General features: G+C 35.3%; 20 protein-coding genes. 14 read left to right on the top strand and 6 right to left on the bottom strand.

Features of this window, described 5'->3' with window-relative positions; genetic code table 11:
• Positions 1-106: 106 nt before the first annotated feature.
• Entirely contained in the window at positions 107-1,801 is a 1,695-nt protein-coding gene (gene argS / locus ACFP65_RS05440; RefSeq protein WP_379916648.1) for an arginine--tRNA ligase, read from the bottom strand.
• A 274-nt stretch (positions 1,802-2,075) separates the two neighbouring features.
• On the opposite strand from argS, the gene argR reads away from it, so the two are divergent.
• Together argR and ACFP65_RS05430 are read left to right on the top strand one after the other, a co-directional pair.
• A complete protein-coding gene (argR, locus tag ACFP65_RS05435; protein ID WP_225743944.1) occupies positions 2,076-2,540 on the top strand; it encodes an arginine repressor in 465 nt (154 codons plus the stop codon).
• Positions 2,541-2,660: 120 nt separating this feature from the next.
• Positions 2,661-3,704 (top strand): SDR family oxidoreductase, encoded by a 1,044-nt coding sequence (locus ACFP65_RS05430; RefSeq protein WP_379916645.1) that lies wholly within the window; start codon positions 2,661-2,663, stop codon positions 3,702-3,704.
• Positions 3,705-3,762: 58 nt separating this feature from the next.
• Here ACFP65_RS05430 and zwf read toward each other — a convergent pair whose 3' ends face one another.
• Positions 3,763-5,229, bottom strand: a complete 1,467-nt coding sequence (gene zwf, locus ACFP65_RS05425) for a glucose-6-phosphate dehydrogenase (RefSeq protein ID WP_379916643.1) — start codon at positions 5,227-5,229, stop codon at positions 3,763-3,765.
• 331 nt (positions 5,230-5,560) lie between these two features.
• On the opposite strand from zwf, the gene ACFP65_RS05420 reads away from it, so the two are divergent.
• Positions 5,561-6,892 carry a DEAD/DEAH box helicase gene (locus ACFP65_RS05420; protein WP_379916641.1) on the top strand — a complete coding sequence of 444 codons (1,332 nt, stop codon included), beginning with the start codon at positions 5,561-5,563 and terminating at the stop codon, positions 6,890-6,892.
• 64 nt (positions 6,893-6,956) lie between these two features.
• Here the strand turns inward: ACFP65_RS05420 and ACFP65_RS05415 are convergent, their stop codons facing one another.
• Positions 6,957-7,748 carry a DUF1189 family protein gene (locus tag ACFP65_RS05415; protein ID WP_379916639.1) on the bottom strand — a complete coding sequence of 264 codons (792 nt, stop codon included), beginning with the start codon at positions 7,746-7,748 and terminating at the stop codon, positions 6,957-6,959.
• A 238-nt stretch (positions 7,749-7,986) separates the two neighbouring features.
• On the opposite strand from ACFP65_RS05415, the gene ACFP65_RS05410 reads away from it, so the two are divergent.
• Positions 7,987-8,595 carry a superoxide dismutase gene (locus ACFP65_RS05410; protein WP_225743948.1) on the top strand — a complete coding sequence of 203 codons (609 nt, stop codon included), beginning with the start codon at positions 7,987-7,989 and terminating at the stop codon, positions 8,593-8,595.
• Positions 8,596-8,791: 196 nt separating this feature from the next.
• Here ACFP65_RS05410 and ACFP65_RS05405 read toward each other — a convergent pair whose 3' ends face one another.
• Positions 8,792-9,406 (bottom strand): histidine phosphatase family protein, encoded by a 615-nt coding sequence (locus tag ACFP65_RS05405; protein WP_379916637.1) that lies wholly within the window; start codon positions 9,404-9,406, stop codon positions 8,792-8,794.
• 225 nt (positions 9,407-9,631) lie between these two features.
• Between ACFP65_RS05405 and ACFP65_RS05400 the strand changes: the two genes are divergently transcribed.
• On the top strand, positions 9,632-11,785 hold the full coding sequence (locus ACFP65_RS05400) for a peptidoglycan D,D-transpeptidase FtsI family protein (protein ID WP_379916635.1): 2,154 nt from the start codon (positions 9,632-9,634) through the stop codon (positions 11,783-11,785).
• Positions 11,786-11,896: 111 nt separating this feature from the next.
• On the opposite strand, the gene rpmG is transcribed toward ACFP65_RS05400, so the two are convergent.
• Entirely contained in the window at positions 11,897-12,046 is a 150-nt protein-coding gene (gene rpmG, locus ACFP65_RS05395) for a 50S ribosomal protein L33 (RefSeq protein ID WP_379916633.1), read from the bottom strand.
• A gap of 258 nt (positions 12,047-12,304) precedes the next feature.
• Between rpmG and ACFP65_RS05390 the strand changes: the two genes are divergently transcribed.
• From ACFP65_RS05390 to ACFP65_RS05360, 7 genes are all read left to right on the top strand, one after another.
• Entirely contained in the window at positions 12,305-12,661 is a 357-nt protein-coding gene (locus ACFP65_RS05390) for a helix-turn-helix domain-containing protein (RefSeq protein WP_225743951.1), read from the top strand.
• A gap of 31 nt (positions 12,662-12,692) precedes the next feature.
• Positions 12,693-13,247 carry a hypothetical protein gene (locus tag ACFP65_RS05385; RefSeq protein WP_379916631.1) on the top strand — a complete coding sequence of 185 codons (555 nt, stop codon included), beginning with the start codon at positions 12,693-12,695 and terminating at the stop codon, positions 13,245-13,247.
• Positions 13,248-13,337: 90 nt separating this feature from the next.
• Positions 13,338-13,667: a hypothetical protein gene (locus ACFP65_RS05380; protein WP_379916629.1), complete on the top strand. Its 330-nt coding sequence runs from the start codon at positions 13,338-13,340 to the stop codon at positions 13,665-13,667.
• Between the two features lie 135 nt (positions 13,668-13,802).
• Complete coding sequence (locus tag ACFP65_RS05375) at positions 13,803-14,504, top strand: rhomboid family intramembrane serine protease (RefSeq protein ID WP_379916627.1); 702 nt, start codon at positions 13,803-13,805, stop codon at positions 14,502-14,504.
• An 18-nt stretch (positions 14,505-14,522) separates the two neighbouring features.
• On the top strand, positions 14,523-15,500 hold the full coding sequence (locus ACFP65_RS05370) for an ROK family glucokinase (RefSeq protein ID WP_379916625.1): 978 nt from the start codon (positions 14,523-14,525) through the stop codon (positions 15,498-15,500).
• Positions 15,501-15,572: 72 nt separating this feature from the next.
• Positions 15,573-16,679: a hypothetical protein gene (locus ACFP65_RS05365; RefSeq protein WP_379916623.1), complete on the top strand. Its 1,107-nt coding sequence runs from the start codon at positions 15,573-15,575 to the stop codon at positions 16,677-16,679.
• An 82-nt stretch (positions 16,680-16,761) separates the two neighbouring features.
• Positions 16,762-17,151 (top strand): rhodanese-like domain-containing protein, encoded by a 390-nt coding sequence (locus tag ACFP65_RS05360; protein ID WP_379916652.1) that lies wholly within the window; start codon positions 16,762-16,764, stop codon positions 17,149-17,151.
• 47 nt (positions 17,152-17,198) lie between these two features.
• Here ACFP65_RS05360 and ACFP65_RS05355 read toward each other — a convergent pair whose 3' ends face one another.
• Positions 17,199-18,011, bottom strand: a complete 813-nt coding sequence (locus ACFP65_RS05355; protein ID WP_379916621.1) for a pyruvate, water dikinase regulatory protein — start codon at positions 18,009-18,011, stop codon at positions 17,199-17,201.
• A 134-nt stretch (positions 18,012-18,145) separates the two neighbouring features.
• On the opposite strand from ACFP65_RS05355, the gene ACFP65_RS05350 reads away from it, so the two are divergent.
• Entirely contained in the window at positions 18,146-18,568 is a 423-nt protein-coding gene (locus ACFP65_RS05350; protein ID WP_379916619.1) for a Fur family transcriptional regulator, read from the top strand.
• Positions 18,569-18,798: 230 nt separating this feature from the next.
• Entirely contained in the window at positions 18,799-18,981 is a 183-nt protein-coding gene (rpsU, locus tag ACFP65_RS05345) for a 30S ribosomal protein S21 (RefSeq protein WP_225743959.1), read from the top strand.
• Positions 18,982-18,995: the final 14 nt, after the last annotated feature.

Here is an 18,995-nt window from a genome sequence, read left to right as displayed (position 1 = left end):
TGCTCCTTTTGCTTACATAAACAAATAAGATCCACTGGAAAATCTCAAGTAGATTTCCCGGTGGATCTTATTATTTAACTGGGACTTTTGTCCCAGCCTCTTTTCATTACATTTTATCAGGAGTTTCGACACCTAATATTGTAAGGTCTTGTTTTAATAGTTCTGTAACAGCATAGACAAGCGCAAGTCTCGATTCTTTTTCTGGATGTTCATCCAACACACGTACGTTAGCATAAAACTTATTAAACGCTTGTGAAAGATGAATCGAATGTTTCGCAATAATAGAAGGCTCATATTGTTTGTAAGCACGAATCAAAGTCTCAGGGAACTCTTGAATCAGTTTAACAACTTCCCAGCTATAAGAGTCATTCAAGCTATATTGTTCAGAAGTAGAGAATGATTCTTTTTCTGCTTTTTTAAGAATACTTAAACCACGGGCACGAGTATATTGCACATAAGGTCCTGTTTCCCCTTCAAATTGAACAACTTCTTCAATTGTGAAGTCAAAATTATTTAAACGGTCATTTTTAAGGTCATGGAAGACAACTGCACCAACGCCAACTTGCTCGGCAACAACTTCTTTGTTTTCAAGAGAAGGATTTTTGTCTTCGATTTGTTGAAGTGCTAAACTCGAAGCTTCATTTAAAACTTCTTCTAGAAGAACGACTTTACCTTTTCTCGTAGATAACTTTTTACCATCTTTAGTAATTAGACCAAATGGAATATGGTGGATATTTTCAGCCCAGTCATAACCCATCTCTGTAAGAACGCCTTTTAATTGTTTGAAGTGATTGGATTGTTCTTGGCCAACGACATAAAGGGCTTGAGAGAAATCATAGTTTTCCTTACGGTAAAGTGCAGCTGCTAAGTCTCTAGTCATATATAGCGTTGCACCATCAGATTTTTTAATAAGGGCAGGGTTTAAATTATATTTTTCAAGATCAACAATATGTGCCCCTTGATTCAACGTTAATAGATTTTTCTTACCTAACAACGAAACAACCGAATCCATTTTATCATTGTAAAAAGCTTCACCTTTATAAGAATCAAACTGAATATTCAAACGATCATAAACTTTTTGAAATTCAGCTAATGATTCTTCTCTAAACCATGTCCAAAGGGCAATCGCTTCTTCGTTACCGTCTTCTAGCTTTTTAAACCAAGCACGGCCTTCATCTTCAAGTTCAGGATGTTTTTCAGCTTCTTCATGGAATAACACATATAGTCTTAAGAGTTCTTTGATTGGATTTGCTCGAACGTCTTCTTCAGCACCCCATTTTTTGTATGCAGAGATCAATTTACCGAATTGAGTTCCCCAGTCACCGAGGTAATTGATGCGTACAGGGTTATACCCAACTCTAGACAAAATATTAGATAAAGCATTACCGATAACAGTAGATCTTAAGTGACCCATTGACATCGGTTTGGCAATATTAGGAGAAGACATATCGATAGGAACATTTTGCCCGTTACCGATATTGACTGCACCGTAGTGTTCCTTCTGTTCAAGTATTTCTTTTAGAACAAGCTGACTGACTTGATCTTTTTTCAAAAAGAAGTTCAAGTAAGGTCCGACTGTTTGAACCTTTTCAATGATTGGTGAAGACACTTGATCTTGTAGTTCAGCAGCGATTTGTGCTGGATTTTTACGGAAGAGTTTAGCAAGTTGGAAAGTAGGGAAGGCTAAATCTCCATGTTCAACCATTTTTGGTTTTTCTAAAAGTTGATTGATTTCGTTTAATTCTAATTGATCTTTTAAGACGTCGTGTAGCGACTGGGCTACAAGCAGTTTATAATCCAAAAAAATCCTCCTAATTTATATTGTCCTATTTAATGGTTCAACGTATAATCATTAACTATTCACTTAATTCAAATGAATTTTAGTAGTAAATATCTATTTTTACGTTTATGCATAAGCATTTGTATTATAGCAAAGCTAGATACCTCTAGCAACAGTATTCGGTACAGAGTTGATCAGAAAGCGTTTTAATACAAATATAGTGAATTTCTATACGTAATCAGTTATAGTAGATAATAACGAAGTATCTTAAAAATGTACTAGTGGGAGTGACTTTATGAAAAAATCTGAACGACAAATGATGATTAAACAAATGGTACTAAACGAAGAGATCGGAACACAAGACGATTTATTGATTAGACTCAAAGATAAAGGTCTTGAAGCAACTCAAGCAACGATTTCTCGAGATATAAAGGAATTGAATTTAGTTAAAACACCCAGCTCTAGAGGTGGAACTAAATATACAATTTATCAAAACAATCAACTCACAATAGAAGATAAACTTTCTTCTACTTTAAAAGAAGTTGTTGAATCGATTACCCGAGTACAATTCATGAATGTAGTCAAGACTATTCCAGGTAATGCGCATGTAGTGGGTGCTTTGATGGATGATATTGACTTTTCCGAAGTTGTGGGTACGGTTGCAGGTAATGATACGATTATGATCATTTCAAAAGATGAAGAACATGCGACAAATATGTATCAATATCTTTCAAAAAGAGCGAATTTACTTAATAGATAGAGGATTCATCTTCATATATGAACAAATCTAAAATAACAAGCGCTATTATTTGTATTATCTGTATATCCTTATAGAATGAGTGAGTATAAGCACTCATTCTATAGAGGAGGATATAAGATTATGGAAGAAAAAGATTTGAAAATTGCTCATAATATGATGAAATTAAAGTTAAAGAAATTAGCAGAACAGGTCATTGTGATCACTGGTGCATCAAGTGGGATAGGATTAGCTACTGCTAGAATGGCAGCAGATAACGGTGCTCACTTAGTTCTTGTTTCACGAAATGAAGAAGCTTTAAAAACTCTCGTCGAAGAATTTGAGGAAAAAGGTCAGAAAGCAATTTACGTAAAAGCAGACGTTGGTATTGAAGAGGATGTAAAAAGGGTTGCTGAAGCTGCCATAGCAGAGTTTGGCCGCTTCGATACATGGGTCAATAATGCCGGTGTCTCTATTTTCGGTCATGCCATCGATGTAACGATACCAGATATGAAAAAAGTATTTGATACTGTATATTGGGGAGTCGTTTATGGCTCTAGAGAAGCTGTAAATCATTTCAAAAATCGAGAAGAACCGGGTGCATTAATTAACGTGGGAAGTCTTTTTGGAGATAGAGGGACTACTGTACAATCAACTTATTCTGCTGCAAAATTTGCTGTCCATGGCTGGACTGAAAATCTTAGAATGGAAGCTGAAAAAGATCGAATACCTGTATCTGTCACATTGATTCATCCAGGACGAATCGATACACCCTATAATGAACATGCTCAAAGCTATTTAGAAAAGCAACCCGGTCATAGAGGGATGATTTATCCTCCAGAAGCTGTAGCGGAAGCCATTCTTTTTGCTGCTGAACATCCTAAAAGAGATATGTTTGTCGGGGGACAAGCAAAACTATTGAGTATTTTGGGTAAAGGCTTTCCTAGAATAATGGATAAAATAGAAGAATATTATGCATATCCAACTCAACACATTAGCAAACCTTCAAGACCTAAAGATGATAGTGCTTTACATGAAGCAGGATTTGGTCTGCACGAAAGAGGAACAAGTGAAGGCTGGAGAAGAAAATCAAGTCTTTATGTAAAAGCCTCTAAACATCCTGTTCTTTCAACAGTAATATTAGGAAGCATGGCTTTACTGGCTCATGGAATAATCAAAAAAAAATAATCATAAAAAAGGTCAGAGAGTATAAGGATAAATGCCTACTCTCTGACCTTCTTCGTTTTTATTTTTCTGGATTCCAAACCCATTGATGTCCTAGTTTTTCCAAAAGCTTGTCTGCTTCTTCTGGCCCCATTGTTCCTGCTTCATATTTAGCAGGATTTTCAGAATCCTTATCCCATGCTTCACGAATAGAGTCGACGTATTTCCAAGAGTTTGAAACTTCTTCCCAGTGAGCAAAATGCGTTCTATCACCATTCAAGCCATCTAAAATTAGCTTTTCATAAGCTTCAGGGCTTTCTTGAATTGTCCCCTCAGTTCTAAGGTGATCAAATTGCATCATTGTCGTATCCATACTCATTCCAATTTTTTTCTCATTTAACTGAATGGAAAACCCTTCACTCGGTCCAAGATACAGGGTAATGACATTTGCATCAGTAGACATGTCATTATAAAGAGGGGTCTCAGTTTTTTTGAAAACTACATTGATTTGAGCTTCTTTTTTAGTCATTCTTTTTCCAGTTCTTATATAGATTGGCACACCTGACCAGCGATCATTTTCAATTTCCATTTTACCGGCTACATACGTTTCAGTTGTTGACTCTTCAGAAACATTTTCTTCTTCTAAATAGCCTTGTAGAGACTTTTTATCAGATTGAGTATATTGAGCACGTACAAAGTTATCCTTAACATCTTGAGGAGATAAAGCTTTAAGTGATTCTAAAACATCCATCTTTTTCTCTCTGATTTCATCGGAATTAAAAGAAAGGGGTGCTTCCATAGTCAACAGACTGAAAATCTGCATAATATGATTTTGTACCATATCTCTTAAAGCACCACTTTTATCATAATAGCCAGCGCGTTCTTCGACGCCTAATTCTTCGCTTAACGTAATTTGAATATTTGAAATGAATTGATTATTCCATACTTGTTCGATTATTGGGTTAGCAAATCGAAAAGCTAATATATTTTGTACCATTTCTTTGCCAAGATAATGATCAATTCTATATAGATCCTCTGGTTCGAAAGCTTCTAATATTTCGTCATTCAACGCTTCAGAGCTCTCATAGTCTGTACCAAAAGGTTTCTCGATAATGACCCTGTTAAATCCATTGTCGTTTACCAGATTCTGACTTTTTAGATGATTCGTAATCGTTCCAAAGAAATCTGGAGACATTGATAAGTAGAAAATTCTATTTCCACCAATCTCGTATTTTTCATCTAATTTATTGGATAATTCTCTCAAAGTGTCATAGTGTTCCGTATCTTTAACGTTATGAGACTGATAGTAAAAATGTTGAGAAAATGTCTTTATTTGTTCTTCAGATCCACCGATATTTTTCACTGAATCTCTAACGATTTCCTGGTAGTGTTCATCCGACCAGTCACGTCTAGCAGTACCGATAACTGCAAAGTTTTCTTCTAAAAATCCTTTAGTATATAATCGATATAGTGAAGGATATAATTTACGCTGGGCAAGATCCCCAGTACCTCCAAAAATAATGAAGAGTGCTTTATTTGCTTGAGACATACTTTCCCTCTTTTCTACTTATACATTCATGTATAAAGGTTACTGTATTCTATTTTACTTTTTGTTCCTAATTCTAGCAACTGTATTGTAGCAGTTCGAGTAAAATAAGTTAAATACAAAAATAAAAATAAAGGATTATGTTATAAGAGCAAGTTTTTAAAACTAGTTGGTGATAAAAGATTAAAACATTTTCATTAAACTAATAAATCGTCTTTAAATTCATCGGAAATGTGCCAAATATAAGGAAAAATAATGAGAATGATGGCATAAATCTAGATTGCATTAAAGACGTTTGGTACAATATCAAAGACTTAAAGAAAGAGGCGAGAAAATGACACACCCATTTGAACAGTATAATATGAAAAATTTCTTGATAGAAGCGATTAAAGAGATTGGTTTTAATGAACCAACCGAAATTCAGAAAAAAGTCATCCCAGAAGTAAAAAAAGGGAGAGACATTATTGGTCAGTCACAAACAGGTTCAGGTAAAACACATGCCTTCCTCCTGCCATTATTCAATAAAATCGTTCCTGAACATGAACAAGTACAAGTTGTGATTACGGCTCCAAGTAGAGAGCTATCTGATCAGTTATTCCAAGCAGCTAGTCAATTAGCAGAACACTCGGAACAAGAAATCATTGTACAACAATTCATCGGTGGAACGGATAAACAAAGACAAATCGATAAGCTTGCTCAAAAACAACCCCATGTTGTGATTGGGACACCTGGACGACTGTTTGATCTAATCAACCAGAATGTTCTATTAACGCATACAGCAAATTACATGGTTGTCGATGAAGCTGATATGACACTGGATATGGGATTTTTGGAAGAAGTCGATCAAATCGCTGCGCGTCTTCCTGAAAAAGGGCAGATGCTCGTATTTTCGGCTACAATTCCGCAATCACTTCAGCCATTCCTTAAAAAATATATGAAGAGTCCTATTGAAATTAAAGTCGAAAATCAGCAGATTATCTCTGATACCGTGGAAAACTGGTTGATTTCAACGAAAGGTAAACAACGAGTTAATGTGATTCACGAATTGTTAACGATTGGTCAACCTTATTTGGCTTTAGTATTTGCAAACACTAAAGATAGAGTAGATGAGATTGCAAAAGGTCTTAGAGATAAAGGTCTTGATGTGGCTGTTGTCCACGGTGGCATTTCTTCTCGTGAAAGAAGAAGAGTCATGAGACAAATTCAGAATCTCGATTATCAATATGTTGTTGCCTCAGATCTTGCGGCTAGAGGAATAGACATCAAAGGTGTTTCTCATGTTATTAATGCCGAGATTCCTCATGAATTAGATTTCTTTGTTCACCGTGTCGGTAGAACTGGCCGTAATGGTATGGACGGGATAGCCGTTACCCTTTATTCTCCAGGTGAAGAAAAAGAAATTGAAACATTAGAGAATATGGGTATTACTTTCCAACCTAAAGAAATAAAAAATGATGAAGTACTAAATACGCATGACCGTAATAGAAGAGAACAGAGAAAAGATCAAAACAATAAAGACTCTTTTGACTCGGAAATTCATGGTATGCGTAAAAAAGCTAAGAAAAATGTTAAACCTGGATATAAGAGAAAGATCGAGCGTAAAAAAGAAGAGAAAAGAAAGAAAGCTAGAAAATTAACACAAAACAACCGTAAAAATCGCAAGTAAGTTTAAAAAAAAACACAATCTTCACTGGTATCTACTTAAGATACTAGTAAGATTGTGTTTTTTATTATGTCTTAGCTTCTTTTTTAGGAGTCGTTGTCTTTTTCATATCTTTTACCGCCAGATAGAAAATAAACAAGGATAAACCAATTTTCAATTCAAACGCATATACCGTAACTAAATTGAACAAAGAAGATAGTTCTAAAGCTATTGTTGGAAGAACAGATGCCATTATAGCCATTCTCAAGTTCTGTTTGAACATCAAGCCAGAGCGCAGGAGTTTGGAAAAAAGATTTGCAAATAAGAGAATAAAGAGCAATTCAAACACCTCAATAAGTCCGATACCTATATAACTAATTACGAAAGTGAAGGCATAAGTCAATAAAGAAAAAGAACCTAAGCCATTCAAAAGCACTTTGATGGATGCACTATCAAGTGATTCTAACTGATTATACGATGTATCAACACCATAACCTAAAAAACTTAGATAGAATGTATCTTTCAGTAATCCTATACCTACGGGGACATTCAGACGTGTTAAGTTTTGATCTATCTCTTCGGAACTAATTTGATCGTTAGGATCAAAGAATAAAAGAAAAGAATTTGTTTGATGAATAGAAGCATTCGTTTCCGAAGTTATTAATTCTCCATCAGTGATATCAAATTCAGGAAGTTCACTAGCAATCTCCTGTCCGTCTTTTTGAATTGACTGTAATATCGGTACAACTCTCACAATACTAATCACTGTGATAAAGAGGGTGATTATTGCAACCAACTGAGCGATCTGTCTTTTTCTCATATTTTTTGCATAGTGAATCTTTTTAGGATTAAAAATAGAATATTTCAAGTAATTAATCAATAGCGACCTTCCTTTTTATATAATAAACAAATTTAAAGACTTTAATCATTTTACATCCCAATAGATTAAAAAACAACGTTAGCTTTTATTCTCTGCCTGATATTCAGTTGATATAAGAGTCATTAACAGAATATGTGTCGAATATTTGAATAGATTCCAGCTTATCCTCTTTAATAAAATGATCTCTAATGTTAGAATGAATTTAGTAAAAACAATATTAACAGGAGGAATGTTTATTATGGCTTATACTTTACCTGAATTACCGTATGCGTACGATGCTTTAGCACCACATATCGATGAGGAGACAATGGTCATCCATCATGACAAGCACCATGCTGCATATGTAACTAAAGTAAATGCTGCTCTAGAAAACCACCCAGAGTTGGCTGAACTGAGTATTGAAGAATTGATGCAGAAACTTGATTCTGTTCCATCTGATATCAAATCAGCTGTTCAAAATAACGGTGGGGGACACGCAAACCACTCTTTATTCTGGGAAATTCTATCACCAAATGGTGGAGGACAACCTTCAGGAGCTTTAGCAGAAGCGATCAATGAAACATTCGAAAGTTTTGAAGCTTTCAAAGAAAAATTCAGCGCAACTGGTGCAAACCGCTTTGGTTCAGGTTGGGCATGGTTAGTGGTTACTGATGGCAAATTGGAAGTCATTGACACATTAAATCAAGATTCTCCATTATCTTTAGGTAAAACACCTATCTTAGGTCTTGATGTATGGGAACATGCTTATTACTTGAACTACCAAAACAAACGTCCTGACTACATTTCTGCATTTTGGAATGTTGTAAACTGGGATGAAGTTTCTAAACGTTACGAAGCAGCAAAATAATTAGGTCTTTAAGTTCTTAACTTCTTCTAATGATAACACTGTGAATCCCCATTTAAACCTAGTGGGTATTTATGTTAAGAAGAAAAGTGAGACAGACAAATAGTATTGCTCAAAAAAGAAGAATTGGGAAAGTACCTTGGTACTTCCTGATTCTTCTTTTTTTTTTGGAAAATGCAGTAATGGGTAGCAGTCAATGTTAAATCAAATGTTGGACTAAATTTTCTTGAGTAATTTCCCATTTATTCTTAACGAATTCGATCTTATGCATACTCGTATGCGATGTAAGATAGGGTTTATTTTTATTTGTCCATTTTAGTCCTTTTAAAATATGATAAATGATGTTAATTACTCCTCCGTGCGTTACAATTAACAAGTTTCCATTATACTTTCTATCAGTCGGATTTGTGAGTACTTCATCCAGTATTTTTTGTATTCGCTTGAAATTGTCGTCTGGACTTTCTCCACCTGGGTAACTTTCATCCATTCGTAGACTATTAAAGTACAATCCAGGATACTTTTGATCTGCTTCATCATTAGGCAGTCCTGCTAAGTAACCGTTATTGGTTTCACGCCAATCTTCAGATTTTTCAATAGGCAATTGAAGAGCATCTGCAATATGTATAGCTGTTTCGAATGCTCTTGCCAAATCACTAGTAATAATTTTACTTAAACAAAACTCCTCTTGATTCATTTTTAAGTATTGACCTAATTTTTTCGACTGTTCAATTCCTTCTTTTGTGAGTCCTTTTTGACTCCAGCCACCACGAAATCCATCTTCGTCTTTACCATGCCTTACTAAATAAATACCCATAGATTCCCTCCTATAAAAAAGATAGTTTTATTATACCGATCTATTAATGATATTGATAAGATTTACATAAATTTAGTCAAATTCACAGAAATTTCCTTTTTAACTTATAGAAAAAAGACCTCCTGTTTGGTAAACTAGTTTGAGCATATAGACAATATATTTAAAATCTTAATTCCTTAAACAGTGAATCTATTTATTTACGCAAAATTAGTGGAGGTATTTTATTTGATTAAACCAGCAAAAAAAGTAAACGAAAGAAAAAAATCCCATATTCCTTTTAGACTGAATTTATTGTTTTTTATCGTTTTTCTGTTATTTACAGCTTTAATTTTAAGACTTGGGTATCTGCAAATTGTTAGAGCAGATGAGTATCGTGCAGAAGTAGAACGTACAGAGAATACTACGATTACGGGTAGTGTTCCTCGTGGAGAGATTTTTGATGCTAATCTAAAAAAACTAGTCGGAAACGAAGCTAGAAACACGATCACTTATACACGCGGTAAAAACACCAACAGTACCGATATGGCAGAACTTTCACTCAAACTAGCAGATTATATCTCTATGCCTCATGTTTCACCATTTGATAGTGATGAAGGAAGAGACATCACTTTAAGAGATATGCAGGATTATTATATCTCTACCAACTTAAAAGAATTAAATAAGTCTTTGTCAGATGAAGAGAAAAAGCTCAGTGGCTCTAAATCTTATCAGGCGCTTTTGGATAAAGTCTCAGAAGAAGATGTATCTGACTTTAGTGATAAAGAAAAAATAGCTACGGCTATATTTAAGAAGATGAATGCTTCGTATGCACTAAGTACAGTTAATATTAAAAATGAAGATGTGTCTCAAGAGGAAATTGCTCGAGTTAGCGAGAGTTTAGGTCAATTACCTGGTATTGGAACGGGTACGGATTGGGTACGTGTATATCCGGAAGAGAACATGCTTAGAAGTGTTCTAGGTGGCGTAACCACAGAAGCTCAAGGTATTCCAAGTGATAAAGTCAGTAAATACCTTGCAATGGGCTATTCTAGAAATGACCGGGTAGGAAGAACTTATTTAGAATCGCAATATGAATCAGTTTTAAGAGGGACAAAATCAAGCATAGAAACAGAGACAAATACTTCAGGAGAAGTCATTAACCAGATTGAAAAATATTCAGGTAGTAAAGGAGACAACTTAATTTTAACTTCTGATATTGATTTCCAGAGGACTCTTGAGCAGATTGCAAAGGATTCTCTAGGTAAAAGAGAAGGTAAGAATGACAGAATATATATTGCAGCTATGAATCCTAAAACGGGAGATATTTTAGGGATGACTGGACAACGAATTCAAGATGGTGAGGTAGTAGATGATGCGTTAGGCGTATTCACCTCTTCTTACAATATGGGGTCTTCTATAAAAGGTGCAACTGTGTTATCTGCATATATGGATGGGGTTTTAGATTCTAGTAACAATGTAATCCTAGATACACCCTTAAAGTTTAGAGGATCTAACGACATTTCTTCTGTGTTCAACAGAAGTGGCTCTATATCAATGGATGATATTACTGCTTTAGAACGATCTTCAAACGTTTATATGGCTCGTTTAGCTATGAGAATGGGCGGAATTTGGGACTATACTAGAGATCAAACTTTACCATTAAACTATAATGAACTCATTAAAAAACAACGAGAGTATTATGCTATGTTCGGACTGGGGGTAAATACTGGTATAGATTTACCTAGTGAAGAAACTGGTCTTAAGGGTACTCCCACTCAACCGGGTGAGGCATTGTTTGAAGCTTTCGGTCAATATGATACATATACGACCTTACAGCTTCTACAGTATGTTTCAACTATAGCCAATGACGGAATAAGAATTGCACCTAGATTAGTATCTGAGATAAGAGATACTGATCCGGAAACCGGTGGTGTAGGTGCTTTAAAAACTGAAATCGAACCTAAAGTGTTAAACAAAGTTCCTGTTGAAGAAGAAGCACTCAGCAGAGTTCAACAAGGATTTTATCAAGCAGTTAATGGATCACAAGGTTCAGCTCGTTCTTATTTCACAGGTACACCTTATGAGTCTGCCGGTAAAACAGGAACAGCTCAAGCGTTCTATTACGATGAAGAGTTGGGAAGAAATGATGGAAGAGTTATTAACTTAACTTATGTTGGTTATGCGCCTTTTGAAAATCCAGAAATTGCCGTTGCTGTAGTTGTTCCTTATTTGCCCGAGCGAGACTCAGAAAGAAATAATCATGAAAATACAAGAGCCGCAAGACGAGTTATGGATGCGTATTTCAAAGTGGGAGAATTTGAGGAAGATAATTCTGGAGTCGAAGAAACGGTAGAAGATATTCAATCTGCTGCGAATGAAGCACAAAATAACGCAGAATAATAAAAGAGTATAACAAAGAAAATAGACCATCAGAGATTAGAATACAGTCTCTGATGATCTATTTTTGTAAACAAAAAGCCGAGAGATGATCTTTCGGCTTTTTTGCTTGAATTATTTAGTTTCACGGTGCAATGTTACTTTTTGCTCTCTCGGGCAATATTTATTAACTTCTAAACGTTCCGCATTGTTACGTTTGTTCTTAGAAGTTAGATAGTTGCGTTCTTTGCAGTCTGTACATTCTAAAGTTACGTTTACTCGCATTATGGTCCCTCCCAATCTTACCTGAATTAAAGACTAACATGGTGTCTAGTCTTTCGCCTTGACTAGAATACCATGTTTCCAAAAAAAATGCTATCTTTTTTGGACTTGAAATCCTATTTTACACGTTAATTGTTATGTTTTAAAGAAAAACTGCTTTGCAAACAGATTACAATTTGTTTATAGGTTCATCGAGTTCTTCCTGTTTAATTAGGATTATGGTAGAATTTGTAAGGCGATAAATCTTTAGGAGGAAAAAACATGGAGTTATGGATCATTATTGGAATACTTTTTGGAATATCGGCTATTTTATTAGTCGTTTCATTTCTGAAAAAAGAAGAGAAAGATCGAACGTATAAAGAACTAGAAGATGTTTCATTGAATTTGGTACAAATTATTTATGGTTTGAATAAAAGAGTTAAAACTCTTGAAAAAGAACTTAAAATAGAAAATCCTGAACAGACTTTTCCTGATCGTGTAACGAATATGACGCAAACACACATATTGACGTTATTTACACAAGGCCTGTCTGCAAAAGAAATATCAGAACATTTGCATGTTTCTGAGGCTTCAGTTCAACACACGATTGATGCTTATATAGCGGATGGAATCAATTAACAAAAATCTTGATAACGAAAGGAACTATTCAATGTCTAAGAAAAATATACGTATACTAGCACTTGGATTTTTTATTTCTGGACTTCTACTTGCACTATTTTACGTTGTCTTTCCCACACCATCTTCTGCAAGTAGTCAGACTGATGAAGTAGAAGAGTTGAGATCAGAAGTATCATACTTACAGAACAAAATAGCCGAAATGGAAGTAGCTCAAGTTGAAGAACCTGTTGCTGAAGCACAATTAGAAGCTTCTGAAGAGCAACCAGAGGAAGAAACGGAAGAAAACAACGAAGAACAAACAGAAAATACTGACATCGAAGAAACAGAAGAAGCAGCTGAAGAAGAAAATCAGGAAGAAGAAGTTGAAGAAGATCCTGTTGTTACGACAACCGTTACAATTGGTGATGGGCAACCAAGTAGTGTTGCAGCGAGCCAGTTGCTAGATCAAAATATTATTGAAGATCGTTTTGATTTTGACCGCTTCTTGGAAGATAACAATTACGCTCCTCTTGTCAGACCTGGTAGCTACGAAATCAGAAGTGACATGTCTTACGAAGAAATTGCACAAGCCTTAATGGGGCGATAATTCTTTCTCGAAAAATAGGCGTATGATTTCTATAACTTTCAAAGTTCCTATATGATTAGAGTATTATGAATTTAAGAAAGGTTGATTAGAATGAGTAAAATGTCTAAAGTCAGTATGACAAATGGTGAACTTTACATGATTCAATTAACACCCCAAGAGATTACAACGGCTTTTGTTAAATCAGATTCGGATTTCCAGGAATTTCAATTAAAATCTGGAGAAACGATTTATCTACATGCTGCACATATTGTTTCGATTGAAAGTACTGGTGAAACAACTAGCTTAACAGATTCGTTTGATACGGATCATGTTGAAGTTGAAAATTCACATCTTACACAAAAAGATAAACATGAAAAGGCAGATCAGAATCTCAAAGCTGCCCAAGCCTTCAAAAAAGATTTAGAAGGCAATATGGAGTAAACAAACTTTTCAGCTACCAAAGGTCCTACAGATCTTTGGTAGCTTTTTTTCGTTTGACACCGTTTTATTTATCTCTCAAAACCTATATATGTGTGCTATACTGTTTATTAAATAGCTGAAAAGGAAGATCAAAATATGAACCCTCAAATGAAAATGTCTCTTAGGAGATGGCAAAGAAAACCTTATGTTACATATGGACTAATAGTGGTAACAATTTTTATGTTCTTTCTTCAAACGATAAGTGGCGGAAGTGAAAATCCACTCGTTTTAGTACAGTTTGGAGCTAAGGTCAATCAGTTAATTATTTTTGGTGAGTGGTGGCGACTCATTACGCCTGTATTTCTTCATATTGGTTTTGAACATATTTTATTTAATGGCGTACTCATCTACTTTTTAGGGATTCAAGTCGAAGACATTTTTGGGCATTGGCGATACTTTTTATTGTACATGTTAAGCGCACTTGCTGGAAACGCTGCTAGCTTTGCTTTTAATCAATCTATTTCTGCTGGAGCCAGCACAGCTCTTTTTGGACTATTCGGAGCTACTTTAGCTTTACCCAAACTTTTTCCAAATAATTACAGTATTAAAGAAATGTCGAAAAGATTTATGGCTTTAATTATCATAAATCTATTATTTGGAATTTTTAGTAGCGGTATTGATATGGCTGGTCACATAGGAGGAATTGCAGGCGGGTATTTACTGACATATGCATTATCTGCTCCTAATGCTTGGGTCAGTGGTTTGAAAGTACAGGGCAAGTATGCTGCAATATATATAATTGCTTTAATTGTTTTACTTGTCATTGGCTGGCAAACAACCAGTTCACTATATTTTTAATATTCGGAGGAATTCAAGATGCTTAAGAAAAAATTAATTGGAATCGATCTTGGTGGTACAACTGTTAAGTTCGCTATCTTAACAACAGATGGTCAAGTACAAACTAAATGGAGTATAGAAACAGATAGTTCTGATCTAGGTACTAAAATCGTTCCTTCAATCATTGAATCTATCTTACATCACATAGAGTTGTACGGAATGCAAAAAGAAGAATTTTTAGGAATCGGTATGGGTTCACCAGGAAGTGTGAATCATAAAGAAGGAACCGTAATTGGTGCCTATAACTTAAATTGGCGCACGACTCAAAACATTAAAGCCGCAATAGAAGCAGGAACAGGTATACCGTTCGTTATTGATAACGACGCTAATGTTGCTGCTTTAGGTGAACAATGGATGGGTGCTGGTAATAATGAACCTAACGTTGTGTTTATGACTTTAGGCACTGGTGTAGGCGGAGGCATTATCTTGAATAATGAATTGACACGTGGCGCTACCGGAGCTGCTGGTGAAATCGGTCATATCGTTGTTGAGCCTCATGGCTTTGATTGCACATGTGGCAATAAAGGCTGTCTAGAAACCGTCGCTAGTGCAACTGGAGTCGTCAGACTAGCAAGAACGATGGCTGAATCTTTTGCAGGAGAATCTATGTTAAAAGAAAGTATCGATAATGGAGACAGTGTAGATGCGAAAACGGTTTTTGATGCAGCTAAAGATAACGATACTTTTGCAAACCTTGTTGTAGACGAAGTGTGCAATTATCTCGCATTAGCTTGTGGTAATATCGCTAATATGTTAAATCCTTCAACAATCGTTATCGGCGGCGGTGTCTCTAGGGCTGGAGATTTCTTGTTAAATAAAATCGCAGAAAAATTTAAAAGATACGCTTTTCCACCAATTTATGACCATACTAAAATCAAAATTGCTGAATTAGGTAATGATGCTGGTGTAATCGGAGCAAGTTCTCTGGTACTCAACCAATCTACAGCTGAGGTTTAATACGTGAAAATTCTACCTTTATTGTGCTAGTATTAAAAATATACTAATACAAGAGTAAAGAGGGTGATTAAAATGCTGAGAACAAACGGTCGTTACATGATCTGTTTTATTCCTACGCTTTTGATCACTCTCTTTCTTTTTGGATGTAGCTCTCTTGGTACCACAGAAACAGAAGAAACGGATGAAGAACTGGAAACCTTTGTTCAAATTGATCAATCAAAGCATACTGTGCAAAAAATTGTTGGTTGGTTAGATGATACAGACATACTCGTCCACTTAGGAGATCAAGAAGAGCAAGAATTGATTCGATTAAATATTCATACTGGCGAAGAGCAAAACATTTATACTACAAATCACCATATTTTAACAGTGGAGATCAATACATCTCTGGATAAAATTCTTATTCAGGAGGGCTCTGATTCAATTGTTGAATTGCTTACAATGACCACAGAAGGGGAAGAGTTACGTAGAATAGACCTTGGTTATTCTGGCTATATTTCAGTTGACTGGAATGCAGTCGATGAAACCCTCCTATTTTTGTCTCACTATCAATATGACCAGGAAACATCTGTAGAATCTTCGAAAGTCATGATCTGGAATTTAGAGACCAATGAATTAGTTGATTTCCACATAGATGCTATTGAACCAAGTTGGTATTCTGCACATTTGTATCTATACGTGAACGAAGCAGATGGTTACTTATATATTGGAGATACTAGGTCTACTGAAAGAGATCAGATGATCAACAACAAAACCATCGACTATCACCTTTATCAAGATACCTTTATCTCTATGGAGGCATCGGATATAAATGATAAAGAGGTTCACTTAATGAAAGACCACCCTTTCTTGGTAAATCAAGGTGCTCTGACCATTCCTAAAGTATCGAGAGGGGAAATCCCTATAAAACCTTTCTTATCTCAGAGCACTCGAAATGGAGCCGTTTTAGGAGTCATAGCAAATGAGGCAATAGATTTGAATCTGTCATTAGGAGATTTTAATTTATGTTTACTAGATTTTGAGAACAATGAGTATGAAAATCTTTTAGAGCTTCCAGACAACGCTCCAATAGCGTTATCTCCCAATGAACAATATGTTCTTTACGGATGGCAGTTTGAAAATATTATAGAATTAGATGGTACGGAAGAATTGATTTCTCTTATTTCTGATCCTTCTTGAAATATACACTAGAAAAAAACGCTTTTCTAATGTAATATATAAAGGTGAGAAGTGATAGAGAGGAAGTTTGAAATTGGATGGAATGACAATTTTTACTATAATTCTTTGGATTGGGCTACTTGCGTGGGGAGTTTGGGAACTGGTTCAATATTTCAGAAGAAAAAATGCTGCTGAAGTTGTGACTAAAGAAGTTTTCAAAGAAAATATGCGTAGAGCTCAGATCGTAGATGTAAGAGGCAAAGACGAATTCGATGCGGGCCATATTCTTGGCGCTCGTAACGTCCCTTATATGCAGATGAAGCAAAGAGCAAACGAATTACGCAAAGATCAGCCAATCTATTTGTACGATGAGAAAAAAATGATGAGCGCACGAGCAGCCATTATGCTTAAGAAACAAGGTTACTCTAATCTATACATCTTAAAAGGCGGTTACGCTGATTGGGATGGTAAAATCAAACGTAAGAAAGCTTAGTGTTTTATGCAAAAAAGCAGCTAGACCTTTTGGTCAGCTGCTTTTTCTTATTGTGCTTGAAAAGAATTTACAATGATTGCGGCCGTTTCTTCGATAGATTTATTGGCGACATTGATGATTTGACAGTCTAATTTTTTATACAAGTCTTCAGCGTAACGAATCTCTTTTTGGATGCGTGCAGTGCTTGAATAGGGCGTATCTGGATTCATTCCGTAAGAGATCATTCTTTCTCTACGAATATTAGATAAAATACTTTCATCATTTGTCAGTCCAACAATTTTTCTGGAATCTACTTGCCATAATTCTTTTGGTATTTCAGATTCAGGCATAAGCGGTAAGTTGGCAACTTTATAATTCTGATTTGCAAGGTAAATACTCAGCGGTGTTTTTGAAGTTCTCGAAATTCCTAATATAACGATATCCGCTTCAAGAAATCCTTTAGGATCTTTACCATCATCATAAGTTACTGCAAATTCCATTGCGCCTATACGATCAAAGTAATTCTCATCCAGTTTATGCATAGCACCAGGTTTGCCTTGAGGCTCTAAATTTGTTCGTTGACTAATTTCTCTGATAATCGGATTCAGAATATCAATACAAGTCAAATCGTGTTCACCGCAGTAATTATGAATGGTGTCAATTAATACGCTATCAACAAAAGTATGCAGAATCAGAGCATTGACCGCCTCTGCTTTTTCTAAAATACTCAATAATTGTTTCTTTTCTCTAATAAATGAAAATATTTTAAAGTCACAGTGTAGACTAGGAAACTGTGAAAGTGCTGCGTTACTAATGTTGCTAGCCGTTCCTCCGACAGAATCTGACAATACAAATATAGCTAATGGTTGATGGTCTCCCATAAGATTCTTCCTCTCTCGTTTCAATATGACTTAGTATACAGGACACGTATATATTGTTAAAGTCTCACCACCATCTTGATATTCTTTAACATATTCGCTATTATAAACTAAACTAATTAAAAGGAAGCGATCGCTTGACTGCTTTTGAAAAAGCTGTAACAACTTTAAAGAAAAATGGCTATAAAACAACCGGCAAACGACAAAAGCTTTTAGAACTTTTATACAATCAAGACAAGTATATGTCAGCAAAAGAAGTTCAAGATCATTTGAAAGAACTTTTTCCAGGAATTAGTCCAGATACAATCTACCGTAATTTAAATACTTTCGTGGAATTATCTGTAGTGGAAGAAACTGAATTAAATGGTGAAAAACTTTTCCGATTCAATTGTGACATGCATGGTCACCACCATCATCACTTTATTTGTACGAATTGTGGGAAGACAATTGGCTTAAAAGATTGCCCGCTAGACATGTTTGCAGACCAGCTACCAGGCTGTAAAGTGGTTTCTCATAGATTTGAATTGTTTGGATTATGCGATGACTGTGTTGCAAGTTAATCCAAATAGGTTAACTGTTCAAATGTAACTAAAGATAAAAACTTTAATTATTTTACAACAATGTATTGACGTAAAATATCTTGTTGTATATAATGAGCAAGAACTGTTTTTATGCATTTTCAATGTATATGAAATCAGTTACATCATTTATTGATAGGGAAGACCGATTGTGATTAATGAACTCATTAAACAATGGAATGCCCTGAACGTACGAGGGGAGGGGAAGAACGATGACTAAAACAGATATCAAGAACGGTGAGAGTCTTGATGATGCTCTTCGTCGCTTCAAACGTTCCGTTTCTAAAACAGGCACATTAAAAGAAGCCCGTAAACGTGAATACTATGAAAAGCCAAGTGTAAAACGTAAAAAGAAATCTGAGGAAGCAAGAAAACGTAAACCTGGTAAATTTTAATTTACTGTTTCGTT

This window comes from Marinilactibacillus sp. GCM10026970 (assembly GCF_042660675.1).
GTDB lineage: Bacteria > Bacillota > Bacilli > Lactobacillales > Carnobacteriaceae_A > Marinilactibacillus.
This window is presented reverse-complemented; position numbering and strand designations above follow the sequence as displayed.

Bases quoted from the DNA above. Each gene is read 5' to 3' on its own strand.
- ACFP65_RS05430 (WP_379916645.1), top strand. From the start codon at position 2,661: ATGGAAGAAAAAGATTTGAAAATTGCTCATAATATGATGAAATTAAAG.
- rpsU (WP_225743959.1), top strand. From the start codon at position 18,799: ATGACTAAAACAGATATCAAGAACGGTGAGAGTCTTGATGATGCTCTT.
- ACFP65_RS05355 (WP_379916621.1), bottom strand. From the start codon at position 18,011: ATGGGAGACCATCAACCATTAGCTATATTTGTATTGTCAGATTCTGTC.
- ACFP65_RS05385 (WP_379916631.1), top strand. From the start codon at position 12,693: ATGTCTAAGAAAAATATACGTATACTAGCACTTGGATTTTTTATTTCT.
- ACFP65_RS05370 (WP_379916625.1), top strand. From the start codon at position 14,523: ATGCTTAAGAAAAAATTAATTGGAATCGATCTTGGTGGTACAACTGTT.
- ACFP65_RS05405 (WP_379916637.1), bottom strand. From the start codon at position 9,406: ATGGGTATTTATTTAGTAAGGCATGGTAAAGACGAAGATGGATTTCGT.
- zwf (WP_379916643.1), bottom strand. From the start codon at position 5,229: ATGTCTCAAGCAAATAAAGCACTCTTCATTATTTTTGGAGGTACTGGG.
- ACFP65_RS05410 (WP_225743948.1), top strand. From the start codon at position 7,987: ATGGCTTATACTTTACCTGAATTACCGTATGCGTACGATGCTTTAGCA.
- ACFP65_RS05365 (WP_379916623.1), top strand. From the start codon at position 15,573: ATGCTGAGAACAAACGGTCGTTACATGATCTGTTTTATTCCTACGCTT.
- ACFP65_RS05375 (WP_379916627.1), top strand. From the start codon at position 13,803: ATGAACCCTCAAATGAAAATGTCTCTTAGGAGATGGCAAAGAAAACCT.
- ACFP65_RS05390 (WP_225743951.1), top strand. From the start codon at position 12,305: ATGGAGTTATGGATCATTATTGGAATACTTTTTGGAATATCGGCTATT.
- ACFP65_RS05380 (WP_379916629.1), top strand. From the start codon at position 13,338: ATGAGTAAAATGTCTAAAGTCAGTATGACAAATGGTGAACTTTACATG.
- argR (WP_225743944.1), top strand. From the start codon at position 2,076: ATGAAAAAATCTGAACGACAAATGATGATTAAACAAATGGTACTAAAC.
- ACFP65_RS05420 (WP_379916641.1), top strand. From the start codon at position 5,561: ATGACACACCCATTTGAACAGTATAATATGAAAAATTTCTTGATAGAA.
- ACFP65_RS05360 (WP_379916652.1), top strand. From the start codon at position 16,762: ATGACAATTTTTACTATAATTCTTTGGATTGGGCTACTTGCGTGGGGA.
- rpmG (WP_379916633.1), bottom strand. From the start codon at position 12,046: ATGCGAGTAAACGTAACTTTAGAATGTACAGACTGCAAAGAACGCAAC.